The organism is Dyella sp. SYSU CM1112 (assembly GCF_058216415.1).
The window spans coordinates 1-20704 of the sequence record NZ_JBZEGI010000021.1 but is presented as its reverse complement, the minus strand read 5'-3'; the positions used below and the strand labels follow the sequence as shown (position 1 = coordinate 20704).

16 protein-coding genes are annotated in these 20704 nt (G+C 56.4%); 15 read left to right on the top strand and 1 reads right to left on the bottom strand.

Annotation, left to right across the window (positions count from 1 at the left end; all coding sequences use genetic code 11):
• Nucleotides 1–472: 472 nt before the first annotated feature.
• The 8 genes from AC4HNJ_RS20170 (at nt 473) to AC4HNJ_RS20135 (ending at nt 5860) form a co-directional block, all read left to right on the top strand.
• The gene (locus AC4HNJ_RS20170) at nt 473–1033 is read left to right on the top strand and encodes an AidA/PixA family protein (protein WP_490481405.1); all 561 of its coding nucleotides are present in this window, start codon (nt 473–475) and stop codon (nt 1031–1033) included.
• A 154-nt stretch (nt 1034–1187) separates the two neighbouring features.
• A complete protein-coding gene (locus AC4HNJ_RS20165; RefSeq protein ID WP_490481404.1) occupies nt 1188–1763 on the top strand; it encodes an AidA/PixA family protein in 576 nt (191 codons plus the stop codon).
• 112 nt (nt 1764–1875) lie between these two features.
• Nucleotides 1876–2436, top strand: coding sequence for an AidA/PixA family protein (locus AC4HNJ_RS20160; RefSeq protein ID WP_490481403.1), 561 nt, complete (start codon nt 1876–1878; stop codon nt 2434–2436).
• 202 nt (nt 2437–2638) lie between these two features.
• On the top strand, nt 2639–3670 hold the full coding sequence (locus tag AC4HNJ_RS20155; RefSeq protein WP_490481402.1) for a hypothetical protein: 1032 nt from the start codon (nt 2639–2641) through the stop codon (nt 3668–3670).
• 244 nt (nt 3671–3914) lie between these two features.
• Nucleotides 3915–4055 (top strand): hypothetical protein, encoded by a 141-nt coding sequence (locus AC4HNJ_RS20150; RefSeq protein ID WP_490481401.1) that lies wholly within the window; start codon nt 3915–3917, stop codon nt 4053–4055.
• Entirely contained in the window at nt 4052–4603 is a 552-nt protein-coding gene (locus AC4HNJ_RS20145) for an AidA/PixA family protein (protein ID WP_490481400.1), read from the top strand. Before AC4HNJ_RS20150 ends, AC4HNJ_RS20145 begins: the two co-directional genes overlap by 4 nt.
• A gap of 69 nt (nt 4604–4672) precedes the next feature.
• Complete coding sequence (locus AC4HNJ_RS20140; protein WP_490481399.1) at nt 4673–5233, top strand: AidA/PixA family protein; 561 nt, start codon at nt 4673–4675, stop codon at nt 5231–5233.
• A 69-nt stretch (nt 5234–5302) separates the two neighbouring features.
• Nucleotides 5303–5860, top strand: coding sequence for an AidA/PixA family protein (locus AC4HNJ_RS20135; RefSeq protein WP_490481398.1), 558 nt, complete (start codon nt 5303–5305; stop codon nt 5858–5860).
• 359 nt (nt 5861–6219) lie between these two features.
• Here the strand turns inward: AC4HNJ_RS20135 and hisN are convergent, their stop codons facing one another.
• On the bottom strand, nt 6220–7008 hold the full coding sequence (gene hisN / locus AC4HNJ_RS20130; protein ID WP_490481397.1) for a histidinol-phosphatase: 789 nt from the start codon (nt 7006–7008) through the stop codon (nt 6220–6222).
• 236 nt (nt 7009–7244) lie between these two features.
• Here hisN and AC4HNJ_RS20125 point away from each other — a divergent pair, with 236 nt between their 5' ends.
• From AC4HNJ_RS20125 to AC4HNJ_RS20095, 7 genes are all read left to right on the top strand, one after another.
• Complete coding sequence (locus AC4HNJ_RS20125) at nt 7245–8252, top strand: ABC transporter substrate-binding protein (protein ID WP_490481396.1); 1008 nt, start codon at nt 7245–7247, stop codon at nt 8250–8252.
• Nucleotides 8253–8283: 31 nt separating this feature from the next.
• The gene (locus AC4HNJ_RS20120; RefSeq protein WP_490481395.1) at nt 8284–9291 is read left to right on the top strand and encodes an ABC transporter ATP-binding protein; all 1008 of its coding nucleotides are present in this window, start codon (nt 8284–8286) and stop codon (nt 9289–9291) included.
• Nucleotides 9288–10976, top strand: a complete 1689-nt coding sequence (locus tag AC4HNJ_RS20115; RefSeq protein WP_490481394.1) for an ABC transporter permease subunit — start codon at nt 9288–9290, stop codon at nt 10974–10976. The genes AC4HNJ_RS20120 and AC4HNJ_RS20115 overlap by 4 nt, the downstream gene beginning before the upstream one ends.
• Nucleotides 10966–11733, top strand: coding sequence for a DeoR/GlpR family DNA-binding transcription regulator (locus tag AC4HNJ_RS20110; protein WP_490481393.1), 768 nt, complete (start codon nt 10966–10968; stop codon nt 11731–11733). Before AC4HNJ_RS20115 ends, AC4HNJ_RS20110 begins: the two co-directional genes overlap by 11 nt.
• A gap of 533 nt (nt 11734–12266) precedes the next feature.
• Complete coding sequence (locus AC4HNJ_RS20105) at nt 12267–15275, top strand: TonB-dependent receptor (protein WP_490481392.1); 3009 nt, start codon at nt 12267–12269, stop codon at nt 15273–15275.
• 95 nt (nt 15276–15370) lie between these two features.
• Entirely contained in the window at nt 15371–17338 is a 1968-nt protein-coding gene (locus AC4HNJ_RS20100; protein WP_490481440.1) for a CocE/NonD family hydrolase, read from the top strand.
• Between the two features lie 108 nt (nt 17339–17446).
• Nucleotides 17447–20473 (top strand): beta-galactosidase, encoded by a 3027-nt coding sequence (locus AC4HNJ_RS20095; protein ID WP_490481391.1) that lies wholly within the window; start codon nt 17447–17449, stop codon nt 20471–20473.
• Nucleotides 20474–20704 lie beyond the last annotated feature (231 nt).

Sequence of the window (20704 nt, the reverse complement as noted above, 5' to 3'; positions counted from 1 at the left end):
GCTGTTACTGGACTTCGTCGTCGGCGTGGCGGGCGGCGTTGCACCCTATAGCGGTGTAAGCGCAGGCCCGCACAACGATGAGGTGTAGCATTTGCACTTTTTTCCCGCGCCGAAGGTTGGCGAGACGAACGAAGTTGGCTTCCTGAGCGCGAGCGGTCGATGGGTGTGCATCAGGGTGCACCATGTGAAGAATGAATCAGAGTGAACGCCTGGTGAAAAACGGACGTTCGTACATGGCCTTCGTCATTTTCATCATCCATATGAAATTTTTCCGCCACGAAAAAGAATGGTTCGTGCAGGCAAAACTCACCCGATATTTTGGCGATTAGGATAATAAACACGAAACAACGCGAGGCGCGTTTATCGTTTCGACGCGAGTGTCGTGGGTAAGTGGAATCCATTCCATCCGCTTCATAGCATTGCGATATGTTTGGACGTCTAAATTTGATGGTCCGTACCTGAAGGAACGGAAATGCCAAAAATCATTAACATACTTACGGTTATCGATGCTGAGCGTGTCCTGCAGGACCATGTTCCTAACGGGTCACAGCCCGTTGCTCTCAAGAATAACGGTCAAGGCTACGCGTTCTCGTTGACCGAATGGGCTGACACGGACAAATACCAGAATACTGATATTTTTTATAAAGTGTCCGAGCAGGACCAAGAGGAAGGTGGCTACGCGTTAAATGTCATGGCGGATGTCGGCGATACGCTTCGCTGGCGATTAATCGCACTGGCATCCCCTCTTCAGTACCAATGCTATCTTTATCAATTGGTATCTCCGGATGCGTGGTACAACATTACGCCGCCACAGCCTAAAACTAATCCGGTAACCCGTGCGGCCATAAAGCCTGGTTCGGGTAAGCCTTACGGCCTCGTCGCGATGCAAACGCAAGATTTTTGGTGGGAATCCCAGGTTACAAAAAAACTCAGGCAGGCGTACAACCTGCTTTTCACCATCACGGACAGTGCTGGAGTAAAAAGAGGCCAGTTCTCGCAGGATCCCTACATAAATGCCGTTTCTGGCAGCTAGCATGCCGCCGGAAAAATAGGGTGCGTGATTGAGGCACTTTTTATTCAGATAGCAGCCCTTGATCGCAAGCATTTGCCTCGGTGCTTGGGAATCTATAGCCACGATCCAGTAACTCACAAGGGATCGGTACCAATCGCCCTTAAAAGGAGTTGATATGTCGAACATTATTGACGTTTTGATCATCATCGACGCTGCGCGCATTCTCCAGGATCATGCGGCGCAATCAAGCAAGCCTCAGTCGAGCAGTTCCAATCAATCAGGCACTGGCTCCAGCGGCAATGCTACGCCACTTCTGAACGGTGGCCGATCCTATGTTTTCCTGGTTGCCCCGTGGAGCAACGCGGCGCAAACAGGTAGTTCTGATAGCCAGGAAGGCGGCTATGAATTGCAAACGACGGTCAAGGTCGGCGATGTGGTTCGGTATCGCATGCTGAACCTGCCATTGCGGCGTGACTATCAGGGTTTCATCGAGCAAATCGACGTCGCTATTGGCCAGCAATGCCTTACTGCGCCTTCATTGCAACAGCGGGCGTCGAACTCCACGACCCTGGATACCAGCGTGTCGACCCTGGACCAGGTGATGCCGATCCCGATCACGGACAGCTGCTGGGAATCGACGATGACACAGACGGGCATGGCCGCGATGAACTTGAAGTTCAGCATTTACGACGCGAAAGCGGCGTTGCAGGGACGCTTCTCCTTTAGCCCCTGGCACACAGTGATGGCGTGAATCACCGGCTGGCAAGACCGCTAAGCCTTCGCGTTTGTATAGGCATACATTGCCCCGATCGGCAGTCTTCGGACGCCGATACGAGCGACCCACTTTTTGAAGAGGTGATCTCATGAGCGTCATCGACATAACTATCGTGGCCGATCCTTCTGCCATTATTCGCGACAACCCTGTTGCATCAACCTCCATCGCCGTCCCATTGAAAAGTTATGGGAGAGGATACGTTTTTGATGTGACCTACTGGAATGACGTGAATTGCGGAACCTATGGAAATGGGGTCTACCATGATGGTCAGGATAACAATGAAGGCGGCTATGCCATGGATATCAAAGCCAACGTCGGCGACACCATCCGATGGCGAATGATAAGCATGTCGTTGGGATTCGAGTATCAGTGCTTCATTCAATCTTTCTTGTTTTCGTTTGGTTCCAATATTATGTCGGCTCCGACGCGCAAGGTTGAGGCGGTCCCCTTCGTATCCCAAGATGCAAGCGGCGTTATTACCGCTAAGCAGATCAACGACTATTATTGGGAAAGCACGATTTCCGCTACGGGGCAGGCGGGATATAACGTGAATCTCTCGATATTCGATAGCAACAGCAACCGGGTCGGAATATTCTCGGTTGACCCATATTTTTCGTCGCCCGGCATATCTTCATACGCCCTGAGCTGAGCACACCCGCAGGTCGAACGGTCGACGATCGATCACCTTCGCTTATCAAGCACTAGTCGGCATGGGGTGTACCTATGTCAACTATTGCACCGTGTCCTTTTGCCCGCCAAACGACGACAGGGCGAGCGATTTGACGAAAAAGCACCTATCCACGACGTGGATTTTTATTGTCAGTCACGCTGCACATTTCCTGGAGACGAAAATGGCAACCCCATCCATCGCAAACACGCTTCTATGTCTTTTCAGCAAGGACGAGTGTCTCGTATTCGATGACTGCAAAATGGATTTTGTTGGAATTTATCAAATTAATGATATTTGGCCAGGCCTATACAAAGGCAAGGATTTTTCATCGGAGGAAAATCTGGATGCTGCTTATTTTTGCCCGGAATACAAGCAGCTAGCCTTTTTCCAAAAAGATCAGTGCGCCATCCAAAATTACGAAACCAAGGCGTGGACGTATGGACCTATAAGTAAATTTTTTACTGTCCCCACCGGTTACGAGAAGTTCTACCAGGGCGTTACCGCAGCCAGCACGGGTGTTCGCGAAGAAAACATCTGTCTTTACAGAGACCATCAATACATCTACGGGCCGATTGGCGACCCGACAACCGGAAACAAAGTGGCGTTACAGGCGTCAAATCCAGATACCCTTGAGAGTAATGGATGGACCGCTCTCAAATCAGACCAAGTCGTTGTCGCCTCGACCCTCATGTGTCGAACGACCGGCCAGAGCGCTGGCGACCCGACACAGCCGGTACGTACACTTTTCTATCTGGATACGGATGGCAACTATTACTTTACGTTTGATAATACGAATAGTCCGCTTCCCATCATACACGGCTCATTCCTCTTGACCAAGCTGTGGCCTGAGTTCGATGGTAAAAAATACCCGATCAACGCCGCGACCCGCATAGATCCGTCGCTACTTAATAATGTCTCCCCGAAGCCGAAGCCCCTGCAACCTGGCCCCGTCCTTCCGCACAATTCATTGTGCGATGAACTGCCGAATATCATGAAATCGGTGTGCAGCTTGACCGTATTGATGCACAAGGTGATCGATGCATGCTATCCGCAGTCCGCATGGCCCACCGAGCCTTATCCCGATGGTTGCTCTACGCCTGGTAACGGCTGCGGGTGCAAGGGGAAGGGAAATCAAGGAGGAAGCAATCAAGGCTGTGGATGTAAGGGACATCACCATCATCACCATGGCTGTGGGTGCAATGGCAAGAGCTGAGACACAGACCTTGCAATGTTAGCCACAGGGTCCGTGGAGCGGCGTCGGTGAAACGAAAACACCCGTTCGAAGTGTTTTTCGCCATCAATGTCGCTCTACGGACCTCACGTTCCCGTCGGCTGCCGATTCGATACTTTCTGCATAAAAGTCCCAGCATGCGACGCGTCACTACGGCACATGCTCATAGGAAAACGAACGTGGCAAGCCTCGTTCAGCGGTCAGCGACCCGAAGGGGATTTACGGCATGGGCATTCCCGTATGGAAGATGGCTCAGGTCAACGATACCGGTTCGTGGTACGCGTATGTCGGGCCGGACGGAGCTGCGGCATGCCCGAAGGCGCAGAAGCCGGTTTGCTGCGCCTGTTTTGAAGAGGTGATCCGATGAGCATCATTGACATAACTATCGTTGTCGACCCTATCGCCATTATTCGCGACAACCCTACCTCGTCAAATTCCACCAATATACCGCTCACGAAACGAGGGTATTTTTTTGGATTGACCAACTGGAATGATGTGAACTGTGGGACATATTACGGCGGTTATGCTGACGGCCAGGATAACAACGAAGGCGGTTATGTCTTGGATGTCAAAGCCGAGGTTAATGATATTATTCGATGGCGTATCACAAGTTTGACGGGCGGATTCGAATATCAGTGCTTCATCCAATCTTTCGTATTTTTATGTGGTGCTTCCGTGATATCGCCCCTGGGGCACAAGGCCGAACTCATCTCCTGTGCAGTCCAGGATGCAGAGGGTAACGTGACTTCAAAACAGATCAACGATTATTACTGGGAAACCACTGTCGTCGCGCCTGGAACGGCGGGATATCACATCATTTTTTCCATGTTCGATAGCAACGGAAATCGTGTTGGAATCTACACGATGGATCCTTATGTAAACACTCCAGGTATTTGTCGATATTCGTTGAGCTGATCACCATCTATACGAATCGTCGATGATTCATTATTGATGCGATCGACCCATTTTTGAAGAGGTGACTCCATGAGCATCATCGACATAACCATCGTGGCCGACCCCATCGCCATTATTCGCGACAATCCTGTCGCTTCATCTTCCACGCCCTTGGTACTCAAGAACGACGGCAGAGGGTATGTTTTTGATCTGACCTACTGGAATGATGTGAATTTTGGGACATACTACTTTGGTAACTACAACGACAATCAGGATACCAACGAGGGCGGCTTTACCCTGGATATCAACGCCGAGGTGGGCGATACCATCCGGTGGCGAATGATAAGTTTGACCATGGGATTCGAATATCAGTGCTTTATTCAATCCTTTAATTTCACTGCTGGCGCTAACGTTATATCCACCCTGACTCACAAGGCTGAAACGGTTTCGCTCCCGTTTCAGAATGCAGATGGCACCGTGACCGCAAAGCAGGTCCAGGATTATTACTGGGAAACGACTGTTGCCGCGAAAGGTTCGGCCACATATAAAGTGCTTTTTTCCATATTCGATAGTGATGGCCATCGCGTCGGTATATTCACCATTGATCCTTTTATCGAGTCGCCTGGCACGCGTCGATATGCCTTGAGTTGATCGTCATTGGGACGAATCGTCGCAGAAACCTTATTGGTACATCCACGCTATTTTTTATGAGGTGGCATCGTGAGCATCATCGACATAACCATCGTGGCCGACCCCGCCGCCATTATTCGAGATAATCCCGTCGCATCGAACTCCACTGTCGTTGCACTGAAAAACAAAGGCAAGGGATATATTTTTGGACTAACCTATTGGAATGATGTGAATTTTGGAACGTACTATCCAGGATATGTAGACAATCAAGATAATAACGAAGGCGGTTTTGCCTTGGACATCAATGCCGCGATTAAAGACACCATTAGATGGAGGATGATTAGCCTGACAGGAGGGCTTGAATACCAGTGCTTCATCCAATCATTCACGCTGTCTTTTGGTGCTGGCGTTATGTCATCCTGGGGGCACAAGATCGAGGCTGTTTCCCTACCATTCCGGAATGCAGACGGCACCGTAATCGCAAAGCAGGCTCAGGATTATTACTGGGAAACCACCGTCGATGCCCAGGGTGATGCCGGATACGACGTAATTTTCTCCATATTCGATAGTAATGGCATGCGTGTCGGCATATTTTCGGTCGATCCCTATGTCCAAATTCCGGGCGTCCATCGACATTCTTTGAGTTGATCAGCGTCGATGCGATGTTGTCAGCGCGTCACTTTTGGGAGATCGCGTTTTTAAGAGGTGATCCCCTGAACATTATCGACCTAATCGTTGGGATGGGTAGGAGCATTCAATCCGTGAGGTAAATGGCGGCTGGCGGTGGGTTTCGTTCTCTCCATGAGTAGCTGCGCCAGCGAGACTTTCTTCAGTTCTTTGGATGTGCCGGCGTAAACAGGTCCCATGGCGCACCTGCCCTCTGTATCCCAAAGGTCGCTCCTGACGCTTGCATATCGGAGATAAGCAAGCGTGACAGGGGTTAGAAACAGCGTAATCGGTAGGCTAAAACCCTAGCCATGAACTGACGAGTATTTCTCGGCGGCCGGCTAAGGCATTTTCGTCATCGCGACAATTTCGCGATGCAAGTCTGGCGAGGCCGCGGCGACTACCTGTCCGTCGCTATGCATACGGAGTGGCTGGCCTTGCCAATCGGTGATCACGCCACCAGCGGATTCGATGACGGGTACCAGCGGCAGATAGTCATAGGGTTTGAGATTGGCTTCGATCACCGCATCGATCTGGCCGGACGCGAGCAGCGCATAGCTGTAGCAGTCGCCACCGAAACGTCGGCTGTTCGCTGCGTGGCTGATGCGTTCGAACACGGTGTGTTCGAATGGCGAAAAAATATCCGGCGATGTGGCATAGATGGTGGATTCGGCTAGTTGTTTGCGCTGACGGCTGCGGCAGCGCGTGCCATTGAGCGTGGTAACACCACCCCGGATGCCCACCCAACGCTCATTCAGTACCGGCATGTCAATGACGCCAAGGATCGGCATGCCGTTGTGGAGCAGGGCCAGCAAGGTACCCCACAGCGGCCAGCCAGTGATGAAGCTGCGCGTGCCGTCGATGGGATCGATCGACCACACATATTCGGCATCGGCGTGACTGGCGCCGTGTTCCTCGCCAAGGATGCCGTGCTCCGGGTAGGTGCTCTGGATGCAGGCACGCATCATGGTTTCGACATCCCGATCTACTGCTGTCACCGGACTTTCATCGTCCTTGAGTTTGATGTGCATGTCGCTGCGGAAGCCCGGCAGCGAGATGGCACGCGCGCGGCCTGCGACGCTTTCGGCGAAGTGACGAAATTCTTCGATAGCCGGCACTACCAAGGCCATCTTCTTACCTCTCGGGTGAAGTGGGATGCGACGGGATGATGGCTGCCGCGATGCCAGGAATGATGACAGGGCTGCCAGCCGTTGAATAGGCATTTGCCTCATATTTGCAAATTTCCACAAACTGACACATTCTTCCGGCATGCTTAATCGGTAGCGGGCCCGGTTGAAGGGGAAGTGATGCCCACAGGGAAGGTCGCTCGCGAATAGACGCCATCCTTGTTGCCGGAGATCGTTGCATGCGTATCGCTGCCCCTTTGGTTGCCGCCCTGGCTGCCTGCGTGCTTGTCTGCGGTACGGCTCAAGCGGGATCGATCACGGTGTATTCCGCGCTGGAGAACGACGAAATTTCCCTCTATCTGGCCGCTGCACGGCAGGCTATGCCGGATCTGCAGGTACATGTATTGCGGCTTTCCACGGGTGATCTCGCCGCACGCCTGATCGCCGAGTCCAGTGCGCCGCATAATGACGTGATTTGGGGCGAAGCGGTGACCGATATGCTCGACCCGCGCATCGAGGCCGAGCTGCAGCCGGTGACTTCGCCCAACATCGCGCGCCTTGCGCCGCGTTACCGCGCAGCTGACAACAAATGGTTCGCCACCACCGGTTATCTCACCGCGTTCTGTGTGAATACCGATGCGTTGGCGTCGGCGCATGTGCCAATGCCTACGTCGTGGAGCGATCTCGCCAAGCCGGTTTACAAGGGCCAAGTGGTGATGCCGGATCCGCAATCGTCCGGCACCGGCTACATGGTCGCCTCCGGCATCCTGCAGCACCTCGGCCCGGAAAAAGGTTGGGCCTTGCTGAAGGGCATAGGGAATAACGTCGCGCAGTTCACCTCGTCCGGCTCCGATCCTTGCAAGCTCGCGCGCACAGGTGAATTCCCTGTCGGTGTGTCGTTCGCGTTCGTGGCGATGCAGGCGATCAACCAGGGCTTCCCGGTGAAGATGGTGATTCCCTCTGACACCGTGGGGAATGAGCTTGAGGCATCTGCCTTGATGAAAAGCTCGACGCACCAAGCGGATGCAAAACGCTTTCTGGATTGGATCGCTTCGCCGCAAGCCGCAGCGCTTTATCGACGCTACAAGGGCATCGTCGCCGTGCCGGGTGCGGGGCCAACGCCAGGACAAATCAAGGATGGGCTCCCGGCGAATATCGAGCAGCGGCTCTACCCCATGGACTTCAAGCGTTCGGCAGCGGAACGCGCCGCCATCATCAGCAAGTGGAAAAGCGACATCGCGCACTGATGCGCTACACATAAGAATAAGGGGCGAGCACGTGCATTTCAGGGTCGACCATATCCGCAAATCCTTCGGTGGCTTCCGAGCCCTCGATGGCATCAGCTTCGCCGTGGGCGAGCGCGATTTCGTGTGCCTGCTTGGGCCGAGCGGATGTGGCAAGACCACCTTGCTACGGATCATTGCCGGGTTGCTGGAGGCCGATAGCGGCACGATGACGCTCGGCGGTAAAGACCTGAGCCGCGTGCCGGCGCGCGAACGCGGATTCGGCATCGTATTCCAGTCGTATTCCTTGTTTCCCCATATGACGGTGCTGGAAAACATCGGCTACGGCATGAAGATCCGTGGGGCTTCGGCGCACGAGGTGGTGGCGCGCGGCCAGTCACTGCTGCAGCTGATCAGGATGCCCGATGCGGGCCACAAATATCCGGCGCAATTGTCCGGCGGCCAGCAACAGCGTGTGGCATTGGCGCGGGCGATTGCCGTCGACCCTGCCTTGCTGCTGCTCGATGAGCCGATCTCGGCGCTGGATGCGCGCGTGCGCGCGGAAATGCGCAGCGAAATTCACCGGCTGCAACGGCAGCTAGGCATTCCCACCATCATGGTCACACATGACCAGGAAGAAGCGCTCAGCCTGGCCGACACTATCATCTGCATGAATCACGGCAAGATCGAGCAGATCGGTTCCCCGCGCGAGTTGTACTTGCAGCCGGCGACTCGCTTCGTGGCACAGTTTGTCGGGGCGTCGAACTTGCTCGGCACCGGGTGGGTGCGCGAGGCGATGCCCGCGTTATTGCATAGCCGTCCCAGCGCACCCGATGCGGCGTTCGAGGCGTGTATTCGTCCAGAAGATCTACAGGTGTCCGTTGATGCGCAGGGCGAAGGCACGGTGCAGGATGTGCAGTTCCTAGGCAGCTTGACTCGGCTTGTCGTGGATTGGCGCGGACGCGCTTTCACAGTGGAGCAGCATCGTGAAGTGTCGTTGGCAAGCGGTGACAGGGTTTCGCTCGATGTTCATCCGCATCGCTGCATTTGGGTGGCGGCATGAACCAGGCTCTGCATCCCACTATGCATGCACTGCGGCGAACGGTGTTCGGAGACCGCTTCGTCGCAGGGTTGCTGGTCGGTATTCCGCTGCTCGGTTTGCTGCTGTTTTTCGTGTATCCGCTGGTGATTATCGGCGGCCATAGTTTCATCGATAGCCATCATGCGTTCTCGTTGCAGAACTATGTGCGTCTGTGGACCGATCCGGTGGTTCCGCGAGCGACCTTGCACAGCCTGTTGGTGAGCGGCACGACAACAATCATTTCGATGGTCGCGGCGTTGGTCCTTGCCGTGGCCTTGCATCGCTCATGCATGCCCGGCAAGTGGATGGTTCGTGCGGTGTTGCTTTTGCCGATGTTGGCGCCTTCGCTGATGCAAGGGCTTGGCTTGATCTTTCTGCTGGGGCGCAACGGCTTGATTCACAAACTCACCGGCCTGCATACCGATATCTATGGCTTCAGCGGCCTGGTTGCAGCCGATGCCTGCTATACGCTGCCGCAGGCGGTGATCATCATCTCCGCAGCGCTTGCGCGCATCGATCGTCGCTATTACGACGCAGCCGAATCGATGGGCGCATCGGCATGGCGCCAGTTTGTCGACATCACCTTGCCGCAGGCGCGGCTCGGCCTGCTGTCGGCGGCGTTCGTCGTGTTCACCCTCACCATGACCGACTTCGGCAACGCCATGATCGTCGGTGGTCCTTATCGTGTGCTGGCCGCCGAGATCTATAACCAGGTATCGGGCCAGATGGATTTTGGCATGGGCGCCACGATCGGCATCATCCTTTTGTTGCCGGCGGTGTTGTCGCTTTATCTGGAACGCGTAGCTTCGCGTGGGGGGAGCGGATCCGAACATGCCTTGCCCTTCGAAGCGCCACGCCGCTTTGCGCGTGATGCCGGGTTGACGGTTGCCGCCGTGGTACTTCTGTTGCCGGTACTTGCGATCTTCGCCGTGGTGATCTACGCGAGTTTCGCGAAGTTGTGGCCCTACAACTTCAGCCTGACGCTGGCGCACTACCACACTGATTTGCCGGGTGGGTATGCGCCGATCCTGACGTCGCTGAAGGTGTCGCTGGCGGTTGCCGCATTGGGTGCCTTGCTTGTCTTTATGCTGGCATGGGGTGCGCGGCGTTTGCCGGGCGCTCTGTCACGGCTGATCTATCTATGGGCCACGATACCCGCGGCGGTGCCGGGCATGATCGTGGGCATCGCCTATCTTTTGAGCTTCAACACCGGCCTGCTGTCGCAGTGGCTGTATGGCAGCGTATTCATCGTGGTGCTCTGCAATCTCTATCACAACCACGCGCAGGCTTTTCTCACCATGTCGACGGGCCTTCGGCAAATACCAGCGTCGCTGGAAGACGCGGCAGCTTGCCTTGGCGGCGACGCCTTGCAGTCGATCCGGGATGTCGTGCTGCCGTTTGCGGCGCCTGCGCTGGTATCCATCTTCTTTTTGCTTTTCATGCAATCGATGGTGACGTTGTCGGCCGTAGTTTTCCTGGTGACACCCGACCTGAATCTGGCGTCGGTGTCGGTCATGCAATTGGATCAGAACGGTTTCATATCGCAGGCGGCGGCGTATTCCACGTGCATTGTGGTGGTAGTGGCCGTAGCCCTCGGATTGATGCGCGGGTTCGCCACGCGCGTCCAGCGTTATCTGCAGCAGCGGAGGCAGCAGTATGTGGCATGAGGAACGTCATCAACGGATACGCGGTTTGCTGAAGACCTTCGGCAAGGTGTCGGTTGAACGCATCACCAGTGATCTTGGCGTGTCGCGGGAAACCATCCGCCGCGATCTGCTGGAACTGGAAGCCAAGGGCGAAATTTTGCGCGTGCATGGCGGGGCGGTATTGGCCGACGGCGAGCCGCCGATCGGTGTGCGCGCCACGACACGGGTGAAAGAAAAACGCCTGATCGCCAAGAAGGTCGCGTTGCTGGTGGAAAGCGGGCAGACCATTTTTCTCGACGCGGGCAGCACCGTATCACTGGTGGCTGAAGCCTTGTCGGGCCTGAGTGGGCTGACGGTAATCACCAATTCGGTGGACGTCGCGACCCGGATCGCGAGTGTGCAGGGCACCGACAATGGCAATCATGTGCAGTTGCTCGGCGGACGGTTCCATGGCGAGCTAAGATCGACGTACGGTGCGACGACGATTGCGGAGATCAATCGCTATCAGGCGCATCTTGCGATCCTGTCGCCGGTAGGGGTGGATACCACGTTCGGTGCGAGCAGCTTCGTGCTCGACGAAGCAGAAGTTGCACGAGCAATGAGCGTCAATGCACGGCGAACCATCATTGCTGCCGATTATTCGAAGATGGGTGTTCGCAGTCGCGTGGGTTATTGCGCGCTCAAGGACATCCATGTGCTGGTGACGAACAAGAGCGCGTCGAAGATCGCCGCTATGAAGGCGATCAACAAGGTGGTGGGCGAGGTGATCTATGCCTGACCATCCGCGTCCTAGAAAGCGGAACGTAGCTAGCAGGCGAGCGGGCTCGCTGGTCTTGCGGCTACGTCAGGAGCGGCACGACATGGAACGGGAAGACGGTATATCGACATATAGAAGTTCCGGAGGACTCGACGGCACAGGCGGCGCGGACGCGCGGATTGTCCTGGTCAGTCGCGCTATCCGGAGACACGTCACACGATGTGGCGATAGCGGACGGGCACGGCGATATGCAGGAGGGCATGTAACACCCCTTGCATGCAGCCGACATGCTTGCACACGACAAGCTGCCCGAGATGAAGAGGGGAAGGCGAACCGCATGCCGCGAGGAATACGCGCGGCAGCGCATGTAGCGTTGAGCCATGCAGCTCAGCCCGCGCGCAGATATCGCCTCGTCTTGCGTAATCGTGGAGCGTTGATGAGGGAGTAGCGGAGCTGCTTTTTTTTGGTTTCGGATTTAGATCGATTTAAATCTGGCGTGACTTCTCTGCAAGCACGTTCTTCTTACTTTCTGGGGCTTCAACATGATTGGTCAAATGAAGGTTATGCATCGCCGCACGGCGCTTGCCATCGCGCTGGCCGCGATGTTTGCGGGCGGCGTCCAGGCGCAGTCCACCACCGGCAGCATCGTGGGAACCGTGCCGGCGGCGCCCGGCGAAACGGTGTTGATCCAAGGCAGCAACGGTCTGATGCGCGAGGTTCCGGTAGATAGCCGTGGGCGGTACAGCGCAGTGTCGCTACCGTTGGCTACTTATTCGGTATCACTGCGTCAGAACGGCAAGACAGTTGATACGCGTTCGAACGTTACCTTGCGCGTAGGCTTGGCCACGGACGTCTCGTTTTCTTCCAGTACCGGCGCAGCTGTCAGTGCGGCAAAAGATCTCGGCACGATCACGGTGAAGGCCAATTCGCTGCCACCGATCGACGTGACGACGACCGGGTCCAGCACCATCATCACGGCCGATGAAATGGCAAAGCTGCCCTTGGCTCGCACGGCGGAGGCGGTTGCGTTGCTGGCACCCGGTGCGGTGCCGGCCAGTAATTATTTCAAAGGCTCGATGGGTAATACGCTCGTTTCGTTCAGTGGCTCGTCTGCCACGGAGAACGCTTATTACATCAATGGTTTCAACACCACCGATCCTTTGAGTGGCTTTGGCGGCATCACGCTGCCGTACGATGCCGTGGATCAGGAGGAAGTGTTGAATGGTGGCTATTCGGCTGCCTACGGACGCTCGGATGGGGGTGTGATCAGCCAGGTTGGCAAGAGCGGCACCAATACGTGGCATTTCGGTGGGCAGATTCTGTGGCAGCCCGCATTTGCGCAAGCCGACATGCGCAACATTTTCTACGTCAATGGCAATACGGCCGGCCAGATCTATCAGCGCAACGAGCTGGATAAGTCCTGGACGACGACCATGGATGCGTATGTGGGCGGTCCGCTGATCAAGGACAAGCTGTACCTGTTCACGGATGTGGAGGCGCAGCGCGAGGAAGGCAATAATGTCGGCCCGGTTTCTTCTTCGTATAACGCGCACTACACGTATAACGATCCGAAGTGGTACGCCAAGCTGGATTGGAATATCACGGACAAGAATATCCTCGAACTGACCGGCGTATCGCAGATGCACCGCTATAACGCGACGGATGACTTGTACGACTACGGCACCAATACCTCCGGCGCCGAGGCCGGTACGGAAACGACCACCAAGACTAGCGCGAACATCTACGTCGCCAAGTTCACCAGCTACATCACCGACGATCTGACCTTGACGGCGATGTATGGCAAGTCGAGCATCCGGTACTACAGCGAACCGCCCACTTCCAACGGCAGCGGTCCGTTTATCGGCGGCGACGACAACGAAAACCCGGCGCTCACCGGCGGCAATATCCTGACCGACAACCAGACCGTCGATACCATCAACGAACCGGGTCACCGCTCTACCAATCGCAATCTTCGTCTCGATCTGAACTACAAGATCGGCAACCACTCGATTACCGCAGGTATCGATAACCAGGATTCAGCCGATATCGACGATGGCACGACGATCGGCGCCGACGGCTACGAAATCTGGTACGCCTATGGTGATCCTAATACACCGATCAGTTCATCGCCGTTTGTCGATGCGCCCGGCAAGTATCCGGGTGGCCAGACCGGCTATTACGTGTACTTCCGCCACTACGACACCAACGCGACCGTTCGCGTGAAGCAGCGCGCACAGTACATCGAGGACAAGTGGCAGGTCACCGATCGGGTATTGCTGTCGCTGGGTATCCGCGACGACGAGTTCACCAACTACAACCCGGAAAGCGTGCCTTATCTGCGACTGACCAAACCACAGTGGGCGCCGCGTATCGGCGCCAGTTGGGACGTCCATGGCGATTCGTCCTTGAAGGTGTATGCCAATGCGGGTCGCTATTACCTGGCGATGCCGGCGAGCGTGGCGCTGCGCACAGCAGCGGGTTCGCTGGCCGTCAACGAGTACTACACCTATACCGGCATCGCACCCAATGGTGTGCCCACCGGCCTGACGCAGATTGCTTCGTCCACTGGTGGCGCCGTGTCGCCGAACGGTGAATACGGTCAGGCGCCCGATCCCAAGACGGTGAGTGCGCAGAACATCAAATCCGAATATCAGGATGAATACCTGGCCGGCTTTGATCAGCAACTCAACGACAAGTGGGTATGGGGCATGAAGGGTACGGTGCGCCATCTTCGCAACGCACTGGATGACATCTGCGACAACGGTGCAATCGCTCGCGCGGCGGCGGCACAAGGTGCCGACGTATCCGCGCTCACCATCGGCTCGTGTTATCTCTCCAACCCTGGCCGCGCCAATGTCTACGATCTGGTCAACGCCAATGGCGGTTATACCGCCGTGACGGTTACCAATGCCGACTTCAACTTCCCGCCCCTCAAGCGCAATTACGACAGCCTGGAAACGTATCTGTCGCATCCGTTCGACGGTACCTGGTCGGCGATGATCGACTACGTGTATTCACACAGCTATGGCGATACGGAAGGACAGGTGACGTCGTTCACCGGTCAGCAGAATGTGTCTGCCACACGCGACTGGGATTATTGGCAGTTGATGGAGTATTCCAACGGTGACCAGGGCAACGATCGCCGGCATCAGTTGAAGATCTATGGCTCTTATCAGGTTGCGCCGGAGTGGTTGGTGTCGGCAAATATCTCCGTACTGTCCGGCACACCTAAGGAATGTCTGGGCTTCTTTGGACCGGATCAGACCGACCCGGTGGGCTATGGCAGTTACTACCACTTCTGCGGCGGCGTGCCTTCGCGGCCGGGGGATGCCGGTCGCAATCCGTGGCAGGAGATCGTCAACCTCAGCGCGGAATATCGTCCGGAATGGGCCGGCAAGAAGCTTGGCTTTACCATGGCTGTCTTCAACTTGTTCAACCAGCAACGTGCGAACCAGTTGAGTCCTAACTACGGTGCGAGCGACGCGATCTCGAACTCCTACGAGCGCGTGGATAGCTACGAAATGCCGCGCTACTTCCGTTTCAGCATCAATTACGACTTCTGATCGATGGTTGGCCGTGGCAATCGGGCAGCGTGTTCGATTGCCACGGACGTTTGTGTTTTCGATGTTTCCGTTTACCGGTATGAGGGGCGTTGATGATGTTCCGATCCAGGCGATCTGCTGTGTTTGTGCTTTGCCTGTTACTGACGTCGATGGTCGGTGCGGTTCAGGGCGAAGACCGCACGTATGCGCAACTTCCGAGTGAAACGCCCTCGCACTTCGTGCCGGTGACGAAGAGTGACGATTACATCCGCCGGGAGGTGATGATCCCCATGCGCGATGGCGTCGAACTGCATACGGTGATCCTGATTCCCCGTGGTGCGACGCATGCCGGCATATTGCTCACGCGTACGCCTTATGGCGCCGACAGCATGACGCAGCGCGCGGCCAGCCCGCATCTGGGGCCGGTGATCAACGGCTATGACAATCCTGCGGACATCATCGTGGAGGATGGCTATATCCGCGTCGTGCAGGATATTCGCGGCAAGTATGGTTCGCAGGGCGATTTCATCATGAACCGGCCGCTGCGTGGGCCGCTCAACCAGACGCCCGTCGATGAAGCCACGGATATCTATGACACCGTCGATTGGCTGGTGAAGCACGTGCCGGAGAGCAATGGCAAGGTCGGTATCATCGGTATTTCCTATGATGGTTTCGAAGCGCTGATGGCGACCGTGCATCCTCATCCGGCACTGAAGGTGGCGGTTCCCATCAATCCGATGGTGGATGGCTGGATGGGCGATGACTGGTTTCACAACGGCGCTTTTCGCGAGCAGATGATCCCGTACATTTACGGGCAGGTTGCCGGGCGCTCCAGCCAGTATCCCTGGTGGTCCGGTTATCGCGATGACTACGATCTTTATCTCAGCGCCGGCTCTGCCGATGCGCTGGCCCGCTCGCGTGGGATGGAACAGCTGGGCTTCTGGCGCAAATTGATCGAGCATCCCGCCTACGATGCGTTCTGGCGGGATCAGGCGGTAGACAAGTTGCTGGCGAAGCTGCCGTTGACGGTTCCCACCATGCTGGTGCACAGCTTGTGGGACGAAGAAGATATCTACGGGGATATGGCTGTGTATCGTGCGCTGGAGCCCAAGGATCCAGCGCACAAGAAGTTGTTTCTGGTGATCGGCCCCTGGCGGCATGCCAAGCAGTTGGAGGCGGCGCCGACGATTGGCGCAATCCAGCTGGGAAGCGATACGGCCGGGTATTTTCGTGAACACATCTTGCGGCCATTCCTGGCGCAGTACCTCAAGGACGATGCACCCAAGGCAAGCATTGCGCCGGTGAATGCATTCGTGACGGGCGCCAATACCTGGGAGCCATTGCAGCAATGGCCTTCCGGCTGTGCTGAAGGTTGCAAGCCGCAGATGAAGCCGCTGTATCTGCAGCCCGATTTTCATCTTGGCTTCGCCGCGCCCGCTGCGGGCGCTGACGATTACGATGAATACGTGTCCGATCCGGCCAAGCCGGTGCCTTATCGCATCCGTCCGATCCAGCCTTGGAGTCATGGTGTACCTGACGAAGTGGAGTCATGGCCGGAATGGCTGGTGGATGACCAGCGCCAGTTTGCGACGCGTCCGGATGTGCTGACCTATGTGTCCGATGTGCTCACCGCGCCGCTGAAAATCAGTGGCGAGCCGATGGTGCATCTGGTGGCCTCGACCAGTGGCACCGACAGTGATTGGGTGGTGAAGCTGATCGATGTGTATCCGGACGAAGTGCGCGAAAAGCCGTCGATGGGTGGCTACGAGCTGGGCGTGGCCATGGATATTTTTCGTGGGCGCTATCGCCAGAGTTTTGCGCATCCGCAACCGATCACGCCGGATCGTCCGTTGGTCTATCAGTTCGATTTGCCTACCTCGAATCATGTGTTCGAAAAAGGGCATCGTCTGATGGTGCAGATTCAGTCGAGCTGGTTCCCGCTCTACGACCGCAATCCGCAGACCTTCGTGCCGAATATTTTCCTGGCCAAGCCTGCTGACTATAAAAAAGCGACGCAGCGTGTCTACCATGCGGGACAACAGGCGACCTATATCGACCTGCCGGTGGTTCGGGCAGGAGACTGAGGTGGACGGGTCAGCCGCCTATATCCATGAAGTTGTTTGTGCGTTGTCGTCGCTTCCATGCTGGCGCGTCGATGACGACATGGAAGCTGAGATATCAATGAGGTATCTATGAATGACGAAAAGCTCGCTAAACCCTTCAGTTCCTTCCGGTCCTTGGTTCCGCTTTTTTCCGGAAAGACTGGTTGGCTTCGAAACATGGGCTGCGCGTTGCTGCTCGCGGCGTTGCCGGCAGGCATGGCGACTGCCGCACCCGTTTCTGCACCGGCGCTTGTTTCCGCAAGGCCGCACACAATCAGCTATGACCGCTATTCGCTGAAGATCGATGGCAAGCGTGCCTATATCTGGTCCGGCTCTTTTCATTATTGGCGCTTGCCGAGTCCGGGGTTGTGGCGGGATGTCCTGCAGAAAATGAAGGCTGCCGGTTACAACACGGTGGAAATCTATTTCGACTGGGATTACCACTCACCGAGCAAAGGTGTGTATGACTTCTCGGGCATCCGCGACGTGGATCAGTTGCTCGATATGGCCAGGGACGTCGGCATCTATGTAATCGCCCGGCCGGGGCCTTATATCAATGCAGAAACCGATGCCGGCGGTTTTCCCGGCTGGCTGACCACGATCGAAGGCAAGGTGCGGTCACCCTCTCCGGACTACACCGCGGATTACCAACAATGGTTGACCCAGATCGACCGCATCATCGCGCGCCATCAGCTGACGCAGGGGAAGGGCACGGTGATCCTGTATCAGGTCGAAAACGAGTTCTACGATAACTCGCCGACGGGCCGCCAATACATGCATGACATTGAACAAAAAGTGCGTGCCGACGGCATTACGGTGCCGCTTACTGGCAATTACAATGCAAGTTTTCAGAGCGGTCTCGGCGCTGTCGATATACCGGGCTATGATTCCTATCCGCTGGGTTTCGATTGCTCGCGTCCGGAACAATGGACGTCTATTTACGACTATAGCCGGGAGCGACTCGGGTTGACCGGGTCACCGCTCTTTTTTCCTGAATTCCAGGGTGGCGCCTTCGATGCTTGGGGCGCGGACGGGTACGACGCATGTCGTCGCCTGACTGGAGCTGATTTCGAGCGCGTGTTCTATGAGGCGAATATCGCCGTGGGCTCGACCATGCAGAATTTCTACATGACATATGGCGGCCTCAACTGGGGCTGGCTGGCATCGCCGGGCATGTATTCGTCTTACGATTATGGCGCCGCGATCGATGTCGATCGCCGTCTCACATCCAAGTATTACCAGCAAAAGCGGCTTGGCTATTTTCTGCAGACGGTGCAGTCGTTGAGGAAGACTGAGGGGATGGCGATCAAGCGGCCGAGTAATCCGGCCTTGCGCCTGGACGGTCGCTATAACCCCGATGACGGTACGCAGTTCTACATTCTGCGTCATGCGGATGCGACCTCCACGGCGGACGACACGACGCATCTTTGGTTTGATCTGTCTGGGTCAAACACCGGTTCGCCCGTTTACACCGAGGTTCCGCAGCAGGCGGGCACGACTTTACGGATCAATGGACGCGATTCGAAAATCCTGCTGGCGCATTACCGCTTCGGTCATCAGGAGCTGGTGTATTCGACATCGGAGCTGATGATGGATCTCGCCCTCGACGGTCGCGATGTGGCGGTGCTGTACGGGCGGCGCGGCGAGGATGGCGAGACGGTGCTGAGATACGCCGCGAAACCACAGATGGAGGTGTTGGCCGGGCAGGTAAGCAGCACATGGGATGCAGCGCATGGCACCTTGAGGCTGAATTATCGGCATGAGGGACTGGCGCGCGTGTGGATCCAGCAAGGGGATCGCTCGCTATTGTTGCTGATTGCGGATGACCCGACGACGAACCGTATCTGGAAGCTCGATACCGATGAAGGCTCGATGTTGGTGCTGGGACCCTATCTGGTGCGCTCCGCCAGCTGGATACCGGGGCAATCCGGACATGGCGAGCTGGCGCTGCGCGGCGATACGGATAAACCCACCACGCTTGAAGTGTTCGGCTCCAGCGAGACGTCTGCTATCCGGTGGAACGATCATGCGATCGCCACGCAACGCACGGCATCGCAAAGTCTGGTCGGAGCGCTACCCGGTCCGCAGCCGGTTTCACTGCCGGTACTCACGCATTGGATGTTCAAGGCAGGGGCGCCGGAAATCATGCCGGCGTTCGATGATGCCGGTTGGCAGCTGGCAGACAAGAAGCATACGTACAACCCCGATTGGAACGGGAAGTTGCCTATCCTCAACGCCGATGAATACGGATTTCATCACGGCATGATCTGGTATCGAGGCCATTTCACGGCCACGGGCAAGGAGCGAGGCATCATCCTCGGCGCCAAGATGGGCGTGCATCTTGGCAACGCCGGTGTGTTCACGGCATGGCTCAATGGCCATTACTTGGGCAGCTATCCCAGCGGTGCGGAATACTTCGCGATCGATCCATCCCATCTGAAGGCCGGCAAGGACAATGTGGTCTCGGTGCTGGTCGATAACATGGGTCATAACGAAGAGGAGTATCAGGATGCGTATAAAGAGCCGCGTGGCTTGACCGATGCGACCCTGGTCGGCTCCTCCGCGCCGATTTCGTGGCGGATCCAGGGAACGCGCGGTGGCGAGACGCTGGTCGACCCTGTGCGTGGCCCTTTGAATAACGGAGGGCTTTACGGTGAGCGCGAAGGGTGGTCCTTGCCGGGTTACCCCGATCGGTCCTGGCAAGCAGTATCGCTGCCGCAAAGCATGTCCGAACCAGGCGTGGACTGGTATCGAACGACGTTCTCGTTGAGCCTGCCGGCGGACCAGGATGTGCCGGTCGCTCTTCGCATCGACGACGTTCCGTCACGGCATTACCGCGTGCTGATTTTCGTCAATGGCTGGCAGGTGGGGCGTTACATCAACGAGCTTGGTCCGCAGCATGTGTTCTCACTGCCCACCGGCATCCTTCGGCCGCAAGGCGAAAACAGCATCGTGCTGGCGGTGTGGAATACCGAGCACGACGGTGGGCTGGGGAAAGTCTCCCTGGTCGTTCAGGGGAACTATCTCAGTGCCTTGCGGGTGCCGCTGGTACGTTCGCCGGACTACAAAGAGATCTTTGGTGCCACCCTGAAGCGCGGCAGCGAAGCGAGTCAGTGAACGACGAGTGTGTTGGCCCGAGCAGGCGATGAGGTTGCCTGCTCGGGCTGATGCGCGTTCGATGCGATGGTGTGTGAATGCGAGGCGGCGAGCGCCGGCGAAGAAACGCCATGCATAAGAAAGCCGGCTCAGCAGGCTGTGTCAAAACTCATCTGACACATAGACGCTGAAGCGGTCGCAAGCAAGAATGCCCTCGCAGACCCCGAGGGCATTTTATTTATGGGCCATATC